This is a genomic window from Hydrogenophaga sp. (assembly GCF_018780385.1).
Taxonomy (GTDB): Bacteria; Pseudomonadota; Gammaproteobacteria; order Burkholderiales; family Burkholderiaceae_C; genus Hydrogenophaga.
Window position 1 is genome coordinate 73370 of record NZ_JADMJO010000041.1, and the last position, 19803, is coordinate 93172.

Genomic DNA, 19803 nt, shown 5'->3' on the forward strand with positions numbered 1-19803 from the left:
GGTTATAGACAACTTGCTAAGTCAGGGAACGGTTGCGCACGCTCAGTGAGTTCAAGTGTGCTCGCTGTAGCGGACAGGTAATTTCGGAATCTTGGAGTTGTGCTTCAGATTGGCTGTTGGTCCTTTACTCGTCATACTTTCAATTGACAACAACGCCAAGGGACCGTCTGGACAGGTCCGTTCTTGTGGGCACCCAAGAAGCGGGTGCGCGGCCTGTGCGGAACGGCACGCATATCATTGTTCAAGATAAACACACAGGAGAAGCCGTGAAGCTCGTTTCGTTTCAGGTTCAAAACTACCGATCCATCAATGACAGTGGTGAGATCGCTGTTTCTCGGATGACCGCCCTGTTGGGAAGAAACGAGAGTGGGAAGTCAAATCTTTTGCGGGCACTTCACAGTTTGAATCCGATAGAGGGGTTCGCTCCCCTGACACCGATCAAAGATTTCCCCCGACATAGACGGCTAGAGGAGTGCACAGACAACACGCCTGTGTTGTCAACAACATGGGCTCTCGATGATGACGACAAAACAGCTTTGTTGGAGGAGCTCCCTCGCGCCACAGAGGTGACGAAAGTGACTGTCAGTCGCCAGTATGGAAAAACAAGATCCGTCGGATTCCCCGAGTTAAAGGTCATTCCATTTGACGAAAACGACGTCAAAATCAAGGTGAAAAAGGTTGCAGCGGCAGTGCGCGCATTGGCGCAGAAGCAGGAGTCGCCCGCTGCATTGGACGCAGCAGCTGAAGCCTACGAGACTGAAGCGCAGGCAACGAAGTCCCGCGACTCATGGGCAGCAAAAGCGGTTGCAGCAGCTAAAACCCTGCGGACCGCGCTGGCAGGTGTGGACGTTGAATTGACTGAAAAGCAGGAGGAGGTGCTTTCAGAGTTGGAAGACTTAGCCGACAGTATCGCAAGTGACAAGGATGCCCAGCAGAAGGCACGCAGTTGGGTTGTCGGTGCCATTCCAAAGTTCATCTACGTGGATGAGTATCCGGAACTCGATGGTCACCAAGACATCGCAGCCTATGTTCAGCGTACATCACAGGGTCGAGTCGGTGATTCAGATAGGAACTTCGAGAAGCTATGCAAAGTCGCCGGACTAAAACCCGACGGGCTTCAAACCCTTCTTAGCCAGGGTGATCACGAGACACGGAATCAACTTGCGAACCGTGCAAGTGCAGTTGTCACAGGTGAAATAAAGCGACTATGGAAAGACCGCGCGCTCAAGATCCGATTCAACTTGGACGCCAACCACCTAGACACGATCATTTCCGATCCTACAAGTACCTATGACGTCGAGGTCAACCTCAACGAACGAAGCCGCGGATTTCAGTGGTTTTTTGCCTTTTACATCACATTTTCGGCTGACACCAACGGTGGTCACGCAGAGGATGCAATCATTTTGCTTGACGAGCCCGGCTTGTATTTGCACGCGAAGTCACAGTCCGACCTCCTGCGCCATCTGGATGTGGATTACTCCAATCAGATTCTTTACTCCACGCACTCGCCGTTCATGGTCCCTACCCATGCGCTGGATTCGGTGCGGACAGTCAACATCACAGAGGAATATGGGACGACTGTGACCAACGACCCCACAGGGGATGCGCGAACGCTGTTTCCATTGCAGGCTGCGCTCGGCTATGACCTCGCACAGAGTCTATTTGTCGGCCCCAACAACCTTGTCGTCGAGGGAGTCACTGACTATTGGATCTTGAGCGCCATCAGCGCATTTGCTGCGGAGAAGGGTCGGACCACCTTGAACCAAGCACTCACCATGACGCCGGCGGGTGGTGCGCAGAAAGTTTCGTACATGGTGGCGCTTTTGACGTCCGAGTCTCTCAATGTGTTGGTGCTACTTGACACAGAGCGCGATTCGAAGGCGACCAAGGACGAGCTTTTGAAGGCGAGGCTTATTCGCGATCAGAACGTCGTTTTCGTCTCAGAAGCGTTTGCCTCGCCACCGAAAGAGGCGGACATTGAAGATCTGCTAGACCCAGGGGTCTACGAGGCATTGGTTCGGGAAAGCTACGCCACTGAACTCAAGGGAAAGACGTTGAAGCTCAACTCGAACATCCCACGAATCGCCAAACGTGTGGAAGCTGGACTTGCAGATTTGGAGATCGCCTTTCACAAGACTCGCCCGACGCGACTGTTTCTCAAGAAAATGGCGTCCGAGCCAGAAAAGGTGCTGCCGGACCAGAGCCTTTGTGGGTTTGAAGCTCTGTTCGCGCTTATCAATGGCCGACTTGACAAACAAGTCTCGCGCAGTTCAAGGCCTTTCGAAGGCTGAGCCTTGATATCGGGCGGAGTATGCGCCTGTTTTGAGGCTCACACACCGGCCGCAATGGATCGGCAGATCCAGTTCACCTCGTGATCACCCGGTCATTTGGAAACGGACTGCGGCAACACCTTGTCGAGTTCCTGGTCTAGGAGGCACAGCGGTCCTCCGGAGCGCTTGCCGTCGAATGCCCGGTGGTCAACGCAGCTGTCTTTCGGGACCCCGGTCGCCAGTGACTAGGTTCAGTCTGAAGCTGGCTTATGCGTCGAAGTTCTGCCGTGCAGCAATCGCTGCGGCTAAAGTCGGACCGATCACCCAACAGTGCCTGTGCACTCTCTTCTTTCCCCACCCTTTGCCCCATGAAAACACGTCTTCAAATCGCCGCCTTCCTGGCCACCCTGTCGGTCATCTCTTCTGTTCATGCGCAAACGACGGCTGCCCTCCCAGCCAACAAAGTCCTCCCTTCAGGCGTCGCTTTGAAATGGACCACGGCCGGAACGGGTGAAAAGCCCTTGGCCACCGATACCGTGCAGGTGCACTACCGCGGCACATTGACCGACGGGAAAGAGTTCGACAGCTCATTCAAACGCGGCGAGCCCGCCACCTTCCCGCTCAACCGCGTCGTGCCCTGCTGGACACAAGCGTTGCAGGAAATGAAAGTGGGCGACACGGCTGACGTGACCTGCCCACCGGCCACGGCCTACGGCGAGCGGGGCATTCCCGGCGTGATCCCGGGCAACAGCGTTCTGGTGTTCCAGGTGCAACTGCTGGCTGTGAAGAGAAACTAAACGGCTTCGCTCTGGCCTGCCTACGATCCATCGGCTCGTTGCCGGAGCAAGGCCTGGCCCGCCTTGATGCGCGCCCCGCTCTCGATACCGGGCACCGGGTCCAGGCCGGGCGGTGAGAGCACGATGATGGTTGAGCCGTGTTCGAACCAGCCCATCTCCTCGCCCTTGGCCATGCGGGCGGCGCAGGGGATCACGTTCGGGCCGGGCCAGCGCAGGTGCAGCAGGATGTTGAGCCAATGCAGGCGGATGCTCGCCACCAGCACCGCGGCCACCGGCACCAGGATCAGCGGGGCATCGCCCAGCGCGGGCAAGCGGCATTCGATGACAGCGCGCTCGTTCTTGCAGAACAGGCGCTCCACGCGTTTGAGCGCGATGGGGTTGACGTTCCAGGTGTCACCGCTGATGTAGGTCACCCGGTCCACGGCCAGCGCATGCGGGGCATGGAAGCGGTGGTACATGGCCGAGGTGAGGCGCAAGGTGGTGTAGCGCCCGCCCTGCATGCGCTGCGCCATGTCTTCGGAGCGCAGCAACTCGCGCAACGGGTAGGGGAAGCCCTTGGCCTGCAGCACGTCGGTGCCATCGATCGGCCCGCAGGCGCCCACGATGGCGTCACTGGGGCTGCACACCACGGCTGGGTCGGGATCAAAGGGGCGCAGGCCGGGTTTGAGTTCCCGCGTGAAGCACTCGCGCAGGCTCTGAAACCGCTGCTGTTTGGCCTCGCTCAGGTCGAGGTCGGTGAACAGCCGCCACACCGCGATGGAGAGCCGCGTGAGCACAGGGCTCTGGATGCGGCTGAACCAGCCCATGAAACGGGTGGCCGCCACGCGCGGTATCCGGTTGGTGAGGAGGAAGTTGAGATCTTCGTTGAGAAGGAATTTTTCGCGCCAGACGTTTTTGTTCATGGTTCTGTCAAAGGAATGATCTACAAATGTCACACCTTCACTTTTCAGGTGTGTGTCAGATGTCCACCGCATGGGTTCTTTCAGCCAGCGCACTGGCAGCTTCCTTTCCTTTCGTGCACCAGCGCATCCAGCTGTCGCGGGCAAAGCACCGCTCGCTGGCGGGGCATTCGCTCATGGCCAAGCGCCTGGCGCGCTGGTTGCCCGGCTACAGCTACGCCGAGGACCGCTTCTTCGCGGCCGACGGTGCACCGCCCGGTGTGGCGGCCCAGCGCAAGGCGGCCTTCTATCGGCTGTCGGCTCAGCTGAACGCAAAGGCTCCGCAGGGGCTGGCACTCACCGCACAGCTTCGCAGTGGACTGCCGGACCTGCAGTTCACCGGCCGGTACCGCGTGCCGTTCCAGTTCAGCGAACTGGTGCGTCAACACCTGGCGCTGCCCGCGTTCTGGGCGCAGGCCGCCGGCGTTGGTCTGACCGACATCGACGGCAACCACTGCTTCGACCTGACCGGCTCCTACGGCGTCAACGTCTTCGGTGTCGACTTCTACAAGGCCACCATGGCCGAAGGCGCCGAACTGGGCGCCGCGCTGGGGCCGGTGCTGGGCGGTTACCACCCCTGCGTGGCCGACAACGTCGAGCGGCTGAAAGCCATCTCGGGCCTGGATGCCGTGTCGTTCCACATGTCCGGCACCGAAGCGGTGATGCAGGCGGTGCGTCTGGCGCGTTTTCACACCGGCCGCAAGAAGCTGGTGCGCTTTTGCGGCGCGTACCACGGCTGGTGGGACGACGTGCAGCCTGGCCCCGGCAACCCGATGCCGCCGGGCCACACCTACACGCTGAAAGACATGGACGAACGCAGCCTGAACGTGCTGCGGACCCGAAAGGACATTGCCTGCGTGCTGGTGAACCCGCTTCAGGCATTGCACCCGAACCGCAATGCACCGGGCGACTCGACGGTGATGACCGCACGCCAGAGCGATCCCGCCGATCAGAAGGCCTATGCACAGTGGCTGGCGCGTTTGCGCGAGGTCTGCACCGAACGCGGCATTGCGCTGATCTTCGACGAGGTCTTCGTGGGATTCCGGCTCGCGCGCGGCGGGGCCCAGGAACACTATGGCGTGCAGGCCGATCTGGTCACCTATGGCAAGACGCTCGGTGGCGGCCTGCCGGTGGGCGTGGTCTGTGGCAAGGCCGGCTGGATGCAGCGGTTTCGCCCCGAACGCCCGGCCGACATCTGCTTCGCCCGCGGCACCTTCAATGCGCACCCCTACGTCATGGGCGCGATGAACGCCTTCCTGCGACGGTTGGAGACGCCTGAAGTCCAAGCCATTTACGACGGACTGGACGAACGCTGGCAGAACCACCTCACCCGTTTCAACCACGCGCTGCAGCAGGCCGATGTGCCGGTTCGGGTGGCCGGGCTCTCCAGCATCTGGACCGTGAACTTCACGGCACCTTCGCGCTACCACTGGATGCTGCAGTTCTACCTGCGCGAGCAGGGGCTGGCGCTGAGCTGGGTTGGCACCGGCCGCATGGTCTTCAGCCTGAACTACAGCGACCAGGACATGGCCGAGGTGCTTCGGCGCTTTGTGCTGGCCTGCCAGCGGATGACCGAGGACGGCTGGTGGGCCAACCCCACCGGGGCAACGGCCCGGGACCTGCAGCGGCAGGTGGTCAAGGAAATGTGGCGCGCCCGCTGGAGCGGACGCGCCTGAGGGATTCAGCTGGCCCGCGGTCCCGGCTCCATCCACTCACCGCGCAACAACTGCAGCGGCGCGCGGTGGTACAGCATGATGTCGTGAAACGGGTCGGTCACGATCTTGCTGGCCCACACCAGACCCGTGCGCAGATCCTTCAACACCCACAGCTGCATGACGCGGAATGCCAGACCACCAACACCCACCCAGAGCCACATCCAGCCGACGTTGTGCGCGAGGCCAAACAAGTCGGTGTGGGGCTCCATCAGGCCGAAGAGGTCAGGCTGCGCCACCAGGAGCAGCGGCGACGCTGCCCAGATCACCATCAACACCACCTTGCGCTGGAGGTTGTAGCCCACCTTGACGGCCTCTTTGTACGCATGCGTGGCCTGGTTGATCTCGTCGTAACCCTTGGGTTCGAAAAAGAAGTGGCCCGCCTGGCGGCTCACCATGGACACCAGCCAGGCCACCAAGGCGGCCAACGCTGGATCGGTGAACAACAAGGCGTAGGCCACCAGGAAGCTCAACGCGCTGAGCAGGTGCAGGCTCTGGTTGATGCGGCTGTGGTGGTAATAGCGGTGGTCGTCCCAGCGCTGTGTCTCGAGCTCTTTGAAAAACGTGTTCATTCAATTCCTCTTGTTCAGTCACGGAGAGGCCCGATCACAATGAACGAACCTGCATTGGATGGTCGGGCGTCTAAATGAAACGACGGTGACATCAACCGAGACATTCCGATGACTTCTCAGGTTGTTGTTTGGCCGCAGTCTGTCACGCAACTGTTATCGCAAGCGATGAACATCTTCCCCATGAACACATCCGACGTCTGCGACGCCCTGCTGGTCGAACACCTGCCTGTGCCACGACCCAGCCTGCGGGTTGCCGTGGTCACCGAGACGTATCCGCCCGAGGTCAATGGTGTGGCTGTCACGTTGCAGCAACTGGTGCAGCGGCTGCAGGCCAGCAACCACCAGATCCAGTTGATCCGACCACGCCAGCCCCTGACCGACAAGGATCGCGATGCCACCTCGGATGAACTGCTGGTTCGGGGGCTGGAGATTCCCCGGTATCCGCAGCTTCGCCTGGGCATGCCGATCAAGCGCGCACTGCTCGCGCAATGGACGCGGCAACGGCCCGACCTGGTGCATGTGGCCACGGAAGGTCCTCTGGGCTGGTCGGCCGTGCAGGCCGCTCGCAAGCTCCGGCTGCCGCTGAGCACCGACTTCCGGACCAACTTCCACGCTTACAGCCAGCACTACGGCATCGGTTGGCTTCGCAAGCCGATCGCCGCCTACCTTCGCAAATTTCACAACCTGGCGGATTGCACGATGGTGCCGTCGAGCGACCTGCTGCAAGACCTGTCGGCCCAAGGCTTCGAGCGGCTGATGGTGGTGGCCCGAGGTGTGGACGCCGCCAGATTCTCACCCGTGCACCGCAGCGAGGCCCTGCGCGCGCAGTGGGGCGTCACGCCCGATCAGCCGGTGCTGCTCTCGGTGGGCCGGCTCGCCCGCGAAAAGAACCTCGATCTGCTGGCGCGCAGCTGGAACGCGATGCGCGCCGTGCGGCCCGATCTCAAGCTGGTGGTGGTGGGTGACGGACCCTCACGCAACGCCCTGGCACAAGCCTGCCCCGACGCATTGATGGTGGGAGCGCAGAGTGGCGACGGGCTGGCTCGACACTACGCCAGCGCCGACCTGTTCGTCTTCCCCAGCGTGACCGAGACCTACGGCAATGTCACACCCGAGGCACTCGCCAGCGGATTGGCGGTGCTGGCCTTCGACTATGCCGCCGCGGCCGAACTGATCCGGCATGGCGACAACGGCTTGCTGGCCCCCCGTGGCGATGAGGCGGCATTCCTTCGGAACGCTGTTGAACTGATGAGCAACCCCGGGCTTGTCCGGCAACTGCGCGAGCGCGGCCGCGCCACCACGCTCACGCAAGACTGGGAGCAGATCGTGCGCCAGGTTGAGGGTGTGTGGCACCACATGGTGGCCGCGCGTCACTCGGCTGCGCGGGCTTGAGGAGACCGCGCCGCCCGATGCCCTGGTAAACGAAGCCGAGCGCATCCATCAGGGCCGGGTCGTAGAGGTTTCGGCCGTCGAAGATGACACGTCCGCGCATGCTGCGGGCCATGGCATCGAAGTCCGGGTTGTGGAAACACTTCCACTCCGTCAGCACCAGCAGGGCATCGACGTCGGCCACAGCTTCGAGTGGGGAATCGACAAATTTGAGGCCATCCATCTCGCCCACCGGTCGCCCCAGATCGGCGCTGAGCGCGCGCTGTGCCTCGCTCGAAGCCACCGGGTCGTGCACCAGAACCTCGGCACCCAGACTCAGCAGCTCGGGGATCACGATGCGGCTGGGCGCGTCGCGCATGTCGTCGGTGTTGGGCTTGAAGGCCAGCCCCCACACACCCAGGCGCAGCCCGCGCAAATCCGAGCCGAAGTGCGCGCAGACCCGATCCACCAGAACCTGCTTCTGCTCATGGTTCACCGACTCGGTGGCCTCGACCACGCGCATGCGCAAGCCATGCGCGGCCGCTTCGTGGATCAGCGCGCGGGTGTCCTTGGGAAAGCAGCTGCCCCCATAGCCCGTGCCGGCGTACAGGAAGCCGTGGCCGATCCTGCTGTCGGATCCGATGCCCCGGCGCACGGAGTCGATGTCGGCGCCCAGGGCGTCGGCCAGATGCGCCATTTCGTTCATGAACGAGATCCGCGTCGCCAGCATGGCGTTGGCGGCGTACTTGGTCATTTCAGCACTCGCCACATCCATCCACAGACTGCGCTCGTGATGGCGGTTGAACGGGGCATAGAGCCGGGTCATCAGGCGCCGGGCCGCTTCGCCGGCCTCTCCGGGGGGCAGACCGATGACGATGCGGTCCGGGCGCATGAAGTCGTCCAGCGCAGCACCCTCCTTGAGAAACTCCGGGTTGGACACAACAGCGAAATCCAGCGCATCCAGGCCCCTGGCTGCCAGCGCGCTGCGCAGGACCTGCTCCACACGCCCTCCGGTGCCCACCGGGACGGTCGATTTGTTGACCACCACCTTGAAGTCGGTCATGTGTTGACCGATCTGCGCGGCCACAGCCAGCACATGCTGCAGATCTGCCGATCCGTCTTCCTGCGGTGGCGTTCCCACCGCGATGAAGATCACCTCGGCATGCCGCACCGCAACCGCGATGGACGTGGTGAAGCGCAGACGTTCGGCGTTGCAGTTTCGCTGCAACAGATCCTCAAGACCGGGCTCGAATATCGGCACACCGCCGGCCTGCAGCACCGCGACACGTCCGTGGTCGCGATCCACGCAGATGACGTCATTGCCCAGCTCCGCCAGGCAGGTCGCGGTGACCAGACCCACATACCCTGCACCCACCACTGCGATCTTCATGGCTGTTCTCCGTTGGTTGGAGAACATGCTGCAAGCCCAAGATGAAACTGCCTTGGCAAAGCGATGACAGATGCGTGAAACGGGGGTCTGGCAAGCACAGGCCCCGTGTGCGCGCCACCGCGTGGATACCACGCTTCAGCCAGCCACCCCGGTCTTCACGAGCCCGCGCGCTGCCGAGCGGGCTTCCGATGCAAAGTGAGTGAGAGCGCGGCGAGTGCAGCGGCCAACAGCAACAGCGAGCCGGGCTCGGGCACTTCCACCGCTGCTTCGGTGATCGTCAATATCGCATCGCTGGGGCCGGTCAACCCATAACTGATGTAAGTGCCCAGATGGTCGAAGGGGCCAACGAATGAATAAATGATCGAGATGAGCGGCGATCCTCCGGGGAAATTCATCTCGATGCCTGACACCACAAATCCTGGGGACATGAAGTTCACCGAGTCCAGCGTTTCATCCGCCAGGTTGTTGATCACATCGAACAAGTCTGCGGACTGCAGGACTGTGGGGGAGGTCAGGAAATCGGTTGTCGTGAACTTGAACTCGACCGGGTTCGAGGTGAACGAATAGACCAGAGCCGCCTGGGCGCCGGTACACAGGCCGAGCAGCAACATCAAGGTCGTGAGGGTACGTTTCATGAAGATCATCCTTGTTCTGATTGAAGATTCTGGAACGCGAGCAACTTGGATGCCAATGGGAAAATTGCTTGCGTATTCAACGTTCCCGTTCCAACTTCAACTTTGAACACCATGCCCGCTGTAAAGAATGGCGACGGACATGACCGTGTTCGGGTGATGGCAGTGGGAGGGAGTGGGCGTGGACGTTCCCTGCTGCGTAGTGCGCGACGTCGCGTTACGCGCGCTCACGCGAGATAAGCTGGTGCAGCAGACGCAGGCGGCTGGCCAATTCGGTGCAAAGGCTCTGCATGATTTGCTGCGCCACTTCAGGGTGCTGCTGGCTGAGAACTTCGAACCTTTCCCGACTCATCGCCAGCGAGACCAGGGGCTCGACAGCCACCACATCGGCAGCGCGGGGCGTGGCATCCAGAAACCCCATTTCGCCGAGAATGGCGCCGCTGTTCACACCAGCCAGGCGAATCGTGCCGCCCTGTATCAGCACATCGGCCCGGCCGCTGGCCACCACATGCAGATCACGCGTTGTCTCCCCCATGGTCAACACATGCTCACCGGCTGCGTAGTGGCGGCGCGCAAAACAGTCCAGCACCAAGGCCTGCGCAGTGGGGTCCAGGTCGCCGACCAGGGCGTGCAGGTGCGAAACATCGCTGTCCTGCGCATCCGCGCTGGGGCGCTGTTCGTCCAGCAGCTGGTTCTCGCAAACTTCCAGGGCGCGATCCATGTCGGCATACGCCCTGTTGTCGCCCGCGCGGGCACAGTGGAGCACACGAACGCCTCGCAGCGCCACGGATTTCTCGAAGCGCTCCAGCATGAGCGCCAGCGTGGTGTCGTGCGAGACCACGGCACGCCAGTCCAGGATCAGCCACTGCGGCTGCGCCCGGTGCGGCAACAGGGCCTCGATTTCAGCGCGCAGGCTTCGCGCCACACCAAAATACAGCGCCCCCTGCAGCCGCAGGCACAGGATGCGCTCGCCATGCTGCATCAGCAACGCGGAGTCACTGGCAGAGCGCGCGCAGTTGGAGCGCCAGGCCCGGCCATCCTTCACCTCCTTGATCGGGCTTTTCCCGTTGCGCCTGGCAAACAAAATGAGGCCCAGCACCATGCCGGCCAGCAAGGCAGCCACCATGTTGACCATCGCACCCAAAAGCGTGACCAGAACGACGATCAACAGGTCTTCACGCTGCAGGGCACCGATGGCCTGGCGCGCGCGGGGCTGAAACAGATAGCGCCAAGCCAGCGCCACACTGGGTGCGTCCACCAAGTCCTGGACGAGAAACAGCAGCAAGCCGATCACAGCCGCGGCGGGCACCCACGAAAGAAAGCCGAGGCCATAAAACAGCAGTGCCAGCACCGAAAACACGAACAGTGATCCTGTGCTCAGTCCGCCCGACCGCATGGCGACCATGGCCGCGCTCGGGGTGCCGCTCATGGGCGCGGAACCCAGGCAGGCACTGACGATTTGTCCCGCGGACAGGAGCATCAGCTGCCGCCTGTCCGGCAGCGGCTTGTCGTCCGCCTGTGAAACTGTCTCGACGGCCGTGATGGTGTTCAGGAACACCACCACCCCCAGCAAGGTGCTCGCCACCACCATGTGCAGGAGCACGGAACCGAGGGCGCCCCGGGACGGATCCAGAACGCTCCAGTCCAGCAAGGCGACAGGCAAGACCCATTGCGTGTCGGAAGGGAGGATGGATGGCAACGGATGCCCCCATCGCGTGAGCACGTAGGCCACTGCGCTGGCCGCCGCCAGGCCCAGCACACCGGCGGGCAGCTTGCGGTTGAAGCTGCGCGCCGCGTAAGCGACACCGAAACACACCGCGGCGATCACCAGCGAAGGCCAGGCCGCGCCGTACGGGCCGGCAAGCAAGGCCAGGATCAGCCCTCCCTGCGTGAGGAGCAGGATCAGCGCGGTGGCGTTGAGGAATCCAGCGAACACCGGCGCCGGTATGAAGCGCGTCATGCGTTGGAGCCGGAACGCGTAGAACACGGGCTGCAGCACTGCCGCACCAATGCAGACCATCACCACCAGCGTGAGGCGGGTCACCGGTGTGTCGGCCAAGCCCCATGCCTCCAGCCGCGGCACAAAGCTGTCGATGAAGCCCGCCAGCAGCGAAACCTCGAAGAAGCGCGTGTAGTACGTCAGGGGACGCTGCGAGAAAGCGGCGCACAGGTTGGTGATCGCGATCGCCCCGAACATCGCCAGCATCAGGGGCGCCGTCATCTCGGGACCGATCTTGTAGGCCATGAATCCCAGCGCACCCAGGGTCACGGGGAGGCTGCTGCCCAGGGTTTCAAGCCCGGTGGTGAAAGGTTTCAGCATCTGCTTGTGCCAGGGGCTTGCGCAAATCGCCTTGTGCGCTAGTACTGGACGCTGGCCGAGATGGTGCGGGAATAGTCTTTCATGGTGTCCGAAACCTCAAGCGGCATGAAGTTGGGCATCACGGCAGCGACCTTGGCCGCGACCAGGCGCAAATCCGCATGGAACTTCTCTTGCGCCTGCAGCAACGGCAGCGAGGTGAAAGCGTACGTGGTCTGCACCAGGTTCGGATAGATCGTTGCGGGCTTCAAGAACAGTTCCTGCGTCATCTCGGCCCGGTACAGATCATCGGGGGGGCACACGTCACCCACCAGTTTCACGGCAGCGCCATCGGACAGGTGTTGGGGCGGTGGCACCCGCAGCCGGAGGAACTTCCAGGCCGCCAGGGTGGTGCCTACAACGGGGGGCGTTGGGGGCTTTGCGGGGGTGACGTCGTGGGTATAGCTGTAGTGATCGGCGGCGTGCGATACCGTCACGTCCCACATGTAGACCGCCAGCGCCCTGGTCAGGACACCGGGCTGGAAAATCGCCTTTCCATCGGGAAATCCGTGAAGCTGTGCGCTGATGTAGTTCGCCCAACGCTCCACGTAGATGTCGTTTGGACAGGCTCCCAGGATCTCTTTCTCCACTGTTTCGCAGAAGCCCAGGAACGCATCGAAATACAGACGCAGGCAGTGTCCGTAGGGCAGGCTGCCATCCATCCATGGGTTCATGTAGTCGTATTGCGGGTACAGGCCCGGGGGATTCGGAAGACCCGCGTAGCCGGCGCCGAACAGACGTTTGATCACCAGACCCGTGGCGGTGAGCGGGTCGAACCAGGTGCCTTGCGGGTTGCTGCTGAGGACGCCGTCTTCCGTTTCAAGAACAGCGTTGTTCACGGCCAATGCATAAGCGCTGTGCGGATGCAGCAGCTGGAACAGCGGGTGGTTGCGTGGCACAGCGGTCTTGGTGATCGCGTTCACGGTGTCCATCGGAAAATGCAGGGCCGGGTGCACCACGAACATGCCGACGTAGGAGGCCCCTTGCAGGGCATAGGCCTTGGCCAGGTTCCAGGCCGGATCGGAAGGCGACACTTCGAGCGGCCTCCCGGTCGGGTTCGCCACGTCGATCCTCGTGCAGGAAAACTGGCCGGCGTTGCGCTCGAACACACAACTGACCCGCCGTACAAAGGTGCCGGGCACCGTGTCGCCTTCCATCAACTCCATGGCATGGAAGTTGGAGATCCAGGTGTTGCTGCCCGCCACCGGCCTGAGCGAGCGCGCGAACACCGAATTGGTCATCATGCGGACGAACTCGGCATCGGACGGGATCTCCAGCTGGCCGCCCACCACCGCGTTGGCCGCCGCCGCGCCGGGGAAGCCAATCTCTGTCTGGAAGTAGCGCGAACCGATGGCCTGTGTCCAGATCATGGTTTCGACCGGCGGGACGTTCAGGATTTCCGGTGCATTCGCCAGGGGGTACGAGGGGCTGGGCTGGGGCCAGGGGCCGCGGCGCTCGTAGAGAAACTGATCGGCGGGCAGCTCGGGCTGGCCACACAAGGTCTTGTCCATACGGAGTCTCCTCAAAGTTTCAATGAGTGACCCCGGCGGTTTGGCGATCGGTTGCCGAGCATACCCTGAAGGCAGGCTGCCCGATCTCTTTGGTGAGCCTGAGCTGCCCTTGCCCTTAAAGTAGGCGTTTCAGCCTTCCTTCCAATCCCATGGCTGCCCTGCTCGCCCGCGTTCTCTGGATCGCCCTGTTGGTTTTGCCCTGGTGCGCGCCACCCGCCGCGGCACAAGACGCAAGGCTCATCGTGTCGTCCAGCACAAAAGAAGTGGCCTTGAACCCGTGGGTGCACGTTGTCGAGGACGCCGACAAGAACAAGACCGTCGAGCAAATCCTGAAGTCGCCCTTGGGGGCGCCGTCGGGCCCTGGCAGTGGCGCGATCAATTTTGGTTTCACGGATGCGGCTTATTGGCTGGTTGTCCCCGTGGACAACCCCGACAAGAACCCGCTGGAACGCCTGCTGCTGTTCGAGCCCACCTGGCTCGACGAAGTGCAGGTCACCCTGGTCGATGCCAACGGGCATCTGCAGACCCAGATCGGCGGCGACACCCTGCCTTTTGCTCAGCGCGCGGAACAGCGCCGGCAGATCAACTTCAACCTGGTGTTGCCGCCCGGCCCAAGCACGCTGGTCGTGCGCGTCACCAGCCGGGACACCTTGTTTGTGGTCATGTCCTTGCTGGACCGGAGCGCGTTCAATCCATTGGCTTCTGGTGAAGCGGCTTATTTTGGTTTTTTCTATGGCGCGTTGCTTGCGCTGATCGCCTTCAACCTCATGCTGTACCTCTCGGTGCGAGAGCCGATGTACCTGGCGTACTGTGCCTATGTGGGTGCATTTGTGGCACTGCACTCGGTGTACAACGGCCACGCCTTCGGCCTGCTGTATCGGGAGTGGCCCGAGCTGTCCAACTGGGCGCATTCCACGTTTTCCTACCTCTTTGCTCTGTCAGGGCTGGTGTTTGCCAGCGTGTTCCTGGACCTGAAAAACAAGCTTCCGCGCGCCTACAAAGCATGGCAGGGATTCCTGATCGTGTTTGTGCTGGGCTGTCTGGCGACGCTTCCCTTCGGTTACGGCTTGCATGCGCGCAATGCGGTCTACTGGATCGTCATCTACTCTGTCTTCGTCCTGTGTCTCGGCTTCATTTCCATGAAGCAAGGCAACGGTGCTGCCAAATACTATCTGGCGGCCACCTTGGCCGGCCTGGTGGGTTCCGCCACCACGGCGCTGACGGTGCTTGGCATCCTGCCTTACACCTTCGCCACCTTCCGCGCCGTTGACTTTGGCATGCTGGTGGACGCCATCATGCTGTCGCTGGCGCTGGCCGAACGCATCTCACGGGTCAACCGTCTGGAGCGTTTGCGGCGCTTCTTCTCCCCCGCCGTGGCCGACCGGCTGCTCTCGGCACCCAATGAGGATCTGTACCGCCCGCACCAACGCGAGATCGTGGTGCTGTTTCTGGATCTGCGCGGCTACACCAGCTTCACCCAGAAGCATGGCGCCGACGAAGTGATGCGGATGCTGGCCGAGTTCCATGCGGTGATGGGGGAACTCATCGCGGCGCACGGCGCCACGCTGGAGCGTTTTGCAGGGGACGGAATGATGATCTTTTTCAACGACCCGGTCGAGGTGGTGGACCCAGCCGTCAAGGCCTGCCGCATGGCAACGGAAATGCAGTCGCGCTTTGCGAATTTGCAAACCGCTTGGGAGACGCGCAGTTACAGCCTGTCCCTGGGTGTGGGCATTGCCCAGGGCGTGGCGACCATTGGCGCCATCGGCTTCGAAGGGCGGCGTGATTACGCCGCCATCGGCAATGTGACAAACCTGGCCGCACGGCTCTGCTCGCAGGCCCAGGGCGGGCAAACCATCATTTGCAGTGTGGTGGCGAGCAACATCGCCAAGGTCCTCCAGGTCCGGCCCCTGCCTTCGCTCGCTTTGAAAGGCTTTGCCGAGCCGGTGGAGTGCGCTGAGATGGTCCATACCTGGTAGCGCTTCTACTGAGGGCATTGGGAACAAGAAACCATTCTTCCCAGCAGCACGGTCATCTCAACCCGCAAGTCCAATCACCAAAGCCGCCGGCAACAAAGCAGCCACAGCCGCATCCCCCGCCCGCCCCTTGAACGGATGCCGCGCAAACCCCACCCAATGCCCGCCGCCATCGAGCGCCAACACCACCTCGTCTTGCCGGGCACCGGGCGAACAGCGCTCGATGCGGCCGGTGAGTGCGCCAGCGGCAGCGTTTGAAGCAGCGAGTGACACCTCCACCGCCGTCGCCTTGCACAAGGCCAGCACGGCCAGCCCCGGCACCAGGCCCAGCAGGTCCGCACTCTCCTGTGTGATGCTGGACACCAGTTGTGCACCGCCCGGTGTGACCAGCGTCACCTCCACCGTCGGATCGCCCGGGGCCAGCGGTGCGCAACGCAGCACGCGGCAGCGCAACTGATTGCGCATGCTGGTGCGCAGGCCCAGACCGCCTTCTCCGATGGCGCCGACGGCAAAGCGGGCCAGCACCTGCTGGCGTGCGCGCGCCAGCTCGGCAGCGAGCGCGAGCAGTTGCAGGCCGTCGGCGGTGATGCGCGCGCCGCCGCCGCCCACGCCGCCCACGGTGCGCTCCACCAGCGGCACACCGCTGAGGTTGCTCAGCGTGTCGATGGCCTGCCAAGCTGCCTTGTAGCTGATGCCGACCTGGCGCGCCGCCTGCGAGATGGAGCAACCGGCGGCCACGTGGCGCAACACGTCCAGGCGCTTGTCGGCGCTGGCATCAGCCAGGGCCTGGGGCAGAGCGTTGGGCGCACGAGGGGTGTCTTTTCTGGAAGCCATAGGGTTTTGAGGTGCCGTCTATACTCACCGCTATTCTGAATTGGAATAGCGATATTTTTGAGAGGATCGCTCCGATGTTCGCACGTTCACTGCTGTTCGCATGGCTGTTTTTCATGGTCGGCGCGCTGCACGCCGCCGAGACCCAGGTGGCGGTGGCGGCCAACTTCGCCGAGCCCATCAAGGCCATTGCCGCGGTGCTGGAAAAGACCACCGGCCACAAGCTCAGGATCACCGTGGGTTCCACTGGCCGGCTGACTGCGCAGATCAGGAACGGCGCGCCGTTTGACGTGCTGCTCTCGGCCGACACCCATGCGCCCGCGCAGATGGAGGCCGATGGCCTGGCGCAGCCCGGCAGCCGCTTCACCTACGCCACCGGCAAGCTGGTGCTGTGGTCGGCGGATGCGGCCAAGGTGGACGGCCAGGGCGCGGTGCTCAAGACCGATGGCTTTCGCAAGCTGGCCATCGCCAATCCCAAGACGGCGCCGTATGGCGCGGCGGCGGTGGAGGTGATCGACAAGCTCGGCCTTTCGTCCACGCTCACGCCGAAACTGGTGCAGGGCGAGAGCATCGGCCAGGCCTACAACTTCGCCTACACCGGCAACGCCGAGATCGCGTTCGTGGCGATGTCGCAGGTGCTTGAAGGTGGTCGGCTCAAGAGCGGCTCGATGTGGGTGGTGCCGCAAAACTTGTACGCACCCATCCGGCAAGACGCGGTGCTGCTGAAAACCGGCGCCAGCAACGAAGCTGCGCAGGCGCTGATGAAATTGCTTCAGAGCCCAAATATCAAGACACTCATCCGTTCCTACGGATACGACCTTTAACCCGTGCTCCTGACACCTTCCGATCTCCAGGCCATCGGCCTCACGCTGCAAGTCGCCGCGCTCACCACCGCCATCCTGCTGGTGCTGGGGGTGCCGCTGGCCTGGTGGCTGGCGCGCAGCCGCTCGGTGTGGAGCCGGCCGGTGGGCGCGCTGGTGTCGGTGCCGCTGGTGCTGCCGCCTTCGGTGCTGGGCTTCTATTTGCTGGTGCTGATGGGGCCCAACGGCCCGGTGGGCGGGCTCACGCAAGCGATTGGCCTGGGCGTGCTCACCTTCAGCTTCGCGGGCCTCGTGATCGCCTCGGTGTTCTATTCGCTGCCGTTCATGGTGCAGCCGGTGCTGAACTCCATGCAGGCGCTCGGTGAGCGCCCGCTGGAGGCCGCGGCCAGCCTGCGCGCCTCGAAGCTGGACACCTTCTTCTCGGTGGTGCTGCCGCTGTGCCGGCCGGGCCTGGTCACCGGCGTCATCATGAGTTTTGCGCACACGGTGGGCGAGTTCGGCGTGGTGCTCATGGTGGGCGGCAACATCCCCGGTGTGACGCGCGTGGTGTCGGTGCAGATCTACGACCACGTGGAGGCGCTGGAGTACAGCGATGCGCACCGCTTGGCGGCGGTGATGCTGGGCTTCTCTTTCGTGGTGTTGCTGGCGCTGCAGTTCTACAACCACCGCCAGCGCAGGGGCCTTCGATGAGCGGGGATCTGCAACTCACCGCACGCCTGCAGCGCTCCGGCTTCCTGCTCGACGTGGACTTGCGCCTGCCCGCCCGCGGCGTCTCGGTGCTCTTCGGCCCGTCGGGTTCGGGCAAAACTTCATGCCTGCGCGTGCTCGCGGGCCTGGAGCCCATGGCCCAAGGCGTGGTGCGCGTGGATGGCGAGCTGTGGCAGGACAGCGCGCAGCAAGTGATGCTGCCGGTGCACCAGCGCGCGCTGGGCTATGTGTTCCAGGAGGCCAGCCTGTTCGAGCACCTGAGCGTGCGCGACAACCTGATGTTCGGCTTCAAGCGCACACCGCCCGCCCAGCGCCGCCACGCCTGGGACCACGGGCTGGAGCTGCTGGGCATTGCCCACCTGCTGCACCGCAGGCCACACGAGCTCTCGGGCGGTGAGCGCCAGCGCGTGGCGATCGCGCGGGCGCTGGCCACGAGCCCGCGCGTGCTGCTGATGGACGAGCCGCTGGCGGCCATCGACGCGGCGCGCAAGAACGAGATCCTGCCGTGGCTGGAGCAATTGCACGCGCGGCTGGACACCCCCGTGGTGTACGTGACCCATTCCAGCGACGAGCTGGCGCGCCTGGCCGATCACGTGGTGCTGCTCAGTGATGGCCGCGCACTGTGCAGCGGGCCGGTGACGGAGCTCATGACGCGGCTGGACATGCCGCTGGCGCGCGGCGACGCGGCCGCCGCCTTGATCGAAGCGCGCACGCTCGCCCACTCAACCGCCGACAGTCTGAGTGAGCTGGAGTTTGATGGCGGGCGCCTGCTGCTGCCGCAAGCCAGCAGCGCCGCTCTGCCGAAGGGCACGCCGGTGCGCGTGCGCATTCAGGCGCGCGACGTGAGCCTGTCGCTGCAGGCACCCGAGCACAGCAGCGTGCTCAACGTGTTGAGCGCCACGGTGGTCGATGTGATGGACGACACACCTGGTCAGGTGCTGGTGGGGCTGCAGCTGGGCCACGGCCCGAGGCCGGTGCGCCTGCTGTCACGCATCAGCCAGCTCTCGGCGCGCCGCCTGGGCATAACGCCGGGTCAGGCGGTGTTTGCGCAGATCAAGGGTGTGGCAATGGTGCGTTGACACCAGAAGGTCAACCCACCGCGCCCACGGAGTCCTTCACGCATTTTTTGGTGAAGCTGGTCTTGGCAGCGCCAAAGATCTTTTTCTCGACGGCGGCGGCATCGCAGGTGGCGGTGGCGTCTTTCTCGCACTTTTTCATGAACGAAGTCTTGGCCGCGCCGGCGAGTTTTTTCTCGGTGGCGGATGCCGTGCAACTCGCGCCTTCGGCGAACGAAGTCAGAGGCAGCAGGGCCGCCAGGGCCCAGGAACCCAACCAGATGGTGCGCATGCAGATCTCCATGAATGAAAAAATTCATTGAAGGTCAGCAGGCAAACACTGTCAATGCGCCGAGGCGGGTTTCAGGCCCTGCCTCGGGTTCATCCCAGCATCGAAAGTATCAATCGAGCAGTTCTTTGGGGATGTTGCCGCCATTGGCCGCGATGTGCGCCAACACGTTCTTGTGCAGCCACACGTTCATCTTGGCCGAGTCGCTCATGAGTTCGTCGGGGCAGTAGAGCTCTTTGGCCAGCGCTTTGCGCGCGTCAAGGCTGCTGTCCATGTCGAGCAACTTGAGCAGGTCAACGATGGAGGTGCGCCAGTTGAGTTTTTGCGGGTTGGCCGCAGCCTTCTGCTCCATCAGGGCGACCACGTCGACCATGGTGATGGAGGCCACAGGTGCGGGCGCTGGCGCCGCTGCGGGTGCCGGTGCAGCCGAAGGCGCGGGTGCTGCAGCCGGTGGCTGTGGCACCACCTTGGGGGAACCCATGCCGAGTTTTTCGAGGATGTTGCTGAAGAGACCCATGAGATGCTCCTTGAGGTGGTGACGGTTGGAATTCAAATGCGAGCCAATATGGTCGCACAT

Annotated in this window: 17 protein-coding genes; 8 read left to right on the plus strand and 9 right to left on the minus strand. The window is 63.0% G+C overall.

The genetic code is table 11. From position 1 onward, the window contains the following. Positions 1–266 precede the first annotated feature (266 nt). A complete protein-coding gene (locus IV113_RS15065; RefSeq protein WP_291086570.1) occupies positions 267–2291 on the plus strand; it encodes an AAA family ATPase in 2025 nt (674 codons plus the stop codon). A gap of 347 nt (positions 2292–2638) precedes the next feature. Continuing rightward, positions 2639–3067 (plus strand): FKBP-type peptidyl-prolyl cis-trans isomerase, encoded by a 429-nt coding sequence (locus tag IV113_RS15070; protein WP_291086572.1) that lies wholly within the window; start codon positions 2639–2641, stop codon positions 3065–3067. A gap of 20 nt (positions 3068–3087) precedes the next feature. Here the strand turns inward: IV113_RS15070 and asd are convergent, their stop codons facing one another. Then, positions 3088–3969 (minus strand): archaetidylserine decarboxylase, encoded by an 882-nt coding sequence (asd, locus tag IV113_RS15075; RefSeq protein ID WP_291086574.1) that lies wholly within the window; start codon positions 3967–3969, stop codon positions 3088–3090. Positions 3970–4028: 59 nt separating this feature from the next. Between asd and IV113_RS15080 the strand changes: the two genes are divergently transcribed. Continuing rightward, positions 4029–5681 carry an aminotransferase class III-fold pyridoxal phosphate-dependent enzyme gene (locus IV113_RS15080; RefSeq protein ID WP_291086576.1) on the plus strand — a complete coding sequence of 551 codons (1653 nt, stop codon included), beginning with the start codon at positions 4029–4031 and terminating at the stop codon, positions 5679–5681. A gap of 5 nt (positions 5682–5686) precedes the next feature. Here the strand turns inward: IV113_RS15080 and IV113_RS15085 are convergent, their stop codons facing one another. Next, positions 5687–6289, minus strand: coding sequence for a hypothetical protein (locus tag IV113_RS15085; protein ID WP_291086578.1), 603 nt, complete (start codon positions 6287–6289; stop codon positions 5687–5689). A gap of 180 nt (positions 6290–6469) precedes the next feature. Here IV113_RS15085 and IV113_RS15090 point away from each other — a divergent pair, with 180 nt between their 5' ends. Continuing rightward, positions 6470–7681 (plus strand): glycosyltransferase family 1 protein, encoded by a 1212-nt coding sequence (locus IV113_RS15090; protein WP_291086580.1) that lies wholly within the window; start codon positions 6470–6472, stop codon positions 7679–7681. Here IV113_RS15090 and IV113_RS15095 read toward each other — a convergent pair. From IV113_RS15095 to IV113_RS15110, 4 genes are all read right to left on the minus strand, one after another. After that, on the minus strand, positions 7593–9047 hold the full coding sequence (locus tag IV113_RS15095; protein WP_291086582.1) for a UDP-glucose/GDP-mannose dehydrogenase family protein: 1455 nt from the start codon (positions 9045–9047) through the stop codon (positions 7593–7595). The genes IV113_RS15090 and IV113_RS15095 overlap by 89 nt on opposite strands. Before the next feature lie 155 nt (positions 9048–9202). Then, positions 9203–9682, minus strand: coding sequence for a PEP-CTERM sorting domain-containing protein (locus IV113_RS15100; protein WP_291086584.1), 480 nt, complete (start codon positions 9680–9682; stop codon positions 9203–9205). 214 nt (positions 9683–9896) lie between these two features. Next, on the minus strand, positions 9897–11999 hold the full coding sequence (locus IV113_RS15105; RefSeq protein WP_291086586.1) for a cyclic nucleotide-binding domain-containing protein: 2103 nt from the start codon (positions 11997–11999) through the stop codon (positions 9897–9899). A gap of 38 nt (positions 12000–12037) precedes the next feature. Then, the gene (locus IV113_RS15110; protein WP_291086588.1) at positions 12038–13546 is read right to left on the minus strand and encodes a hypothetical protein; all 1509 of its coding nucleotides are present in this window, start codon (positions 13544–13546) and stop codon (positions 12038–12040) included. 149 nt (positions 13547–13695) lie between these two features. On the opposite strand from IV113_RS15110, the gene IV113_RS15115 reads away from it, so the two are divergent. Beyond that, positions 13696–15525 (plus strand): 7TM diverse intracellular signaling domain-containing protein, encoded by a 1830-nt coding sequence (locus IV113_RS15115; RefSeq protein WP_291086590.1) that lies wholly within the window; start codon positions 13696–13698, stop codon positions 15523–15525. 57 nt (positions 15526–15582) lie between these two features. Here the strand turns inward: IV113_RS15115 and IV113_RS15120 are convergent, their stop codons facing one another. Next, a complete protein-coding gene (locus tag IV113_RS15120) occupies positions 15583–16356 on the minus strand; it encodes a TOBE domain-containing protein (RefSeq protein WP_291086592.1) in 774 nt (257 codons plus the stop codon). A 74-nt stretch (positions 16357–16430) separates the two neighbouring features. Between IV113_RS15120 and modA the strand changes: the two genes are divergently transcribed. Genes modA through modC form a run of 3 tightly spaced genes read left to right on the plus strand, consistent with a single transcriptional unit; the run spans position 16431 to position 18961 of the window. Further along, positions 16431–17177, plus strand: a complete 747-nt coding sequence (modA, locus tag IV113_RS15125) for a molybdate ABC transporter substrate-binding protein (RefSeq protein WP_291086593.1) — start codon at positions 16431–16433, stop codon at positions 17175–17177. A 3-nt stretch (positions 17178–17180) separates the two neighbouring features. Continuing rightward, complete coding sequence (gene modB, locus IV113_RS15130) at positions 17181–17864, plus strand: molybdate ABC transporter permease subunit (protein WP_291086595.1); 684 nt, start codon at positions 17181–17183, stop codon at positions 17862–17864. Beyond that, entirely contained in the window at positions 17861–18961 is a 1101-nt protein-coding gene (modC, locus tag IV113_RS15135; RefSeq protein WP_291086597.1) for a molybdenum ABC transporter ATP-binding protein, read from the plus strand. Before modB ends, modC begins: the two co-directional genes overlap by 4 nt. Before the next feature lie 10 nt (positions 18962–18971). On the opposite strand, the gene IV113_RS15140 is transcribed toward modC, so the two are convergent. Both IV113_RS15140 and IV113_RS15145 read right to left on the minus strand, forming a co-directional pair. Then, positions 18972–19229 carry a PsiF family protein gene (locus IV113_RS15140; RefSeq protein ID WP_291086599.1) on the minus strand — a complete coding sequence of 86 codons (258 nt, stop codon included), beginning with the start codon at positions 19227–19229 and terminating at the stop codon, positions 18972–18974. Between the two features lie 109 nt (positions 19230–19338). Next, positions 19339–19743 (minus strand): DUF3597 domain-containing protein, encoded by a 405-nt coding sequence (locus IV113_RS15145; protein WP_291086601.1) that lies wholly within the window; start codon positions 19741–19743, stop codon positions 19339–19341. Positions 19744–19803: the final 60 nt, after the last annotated feature.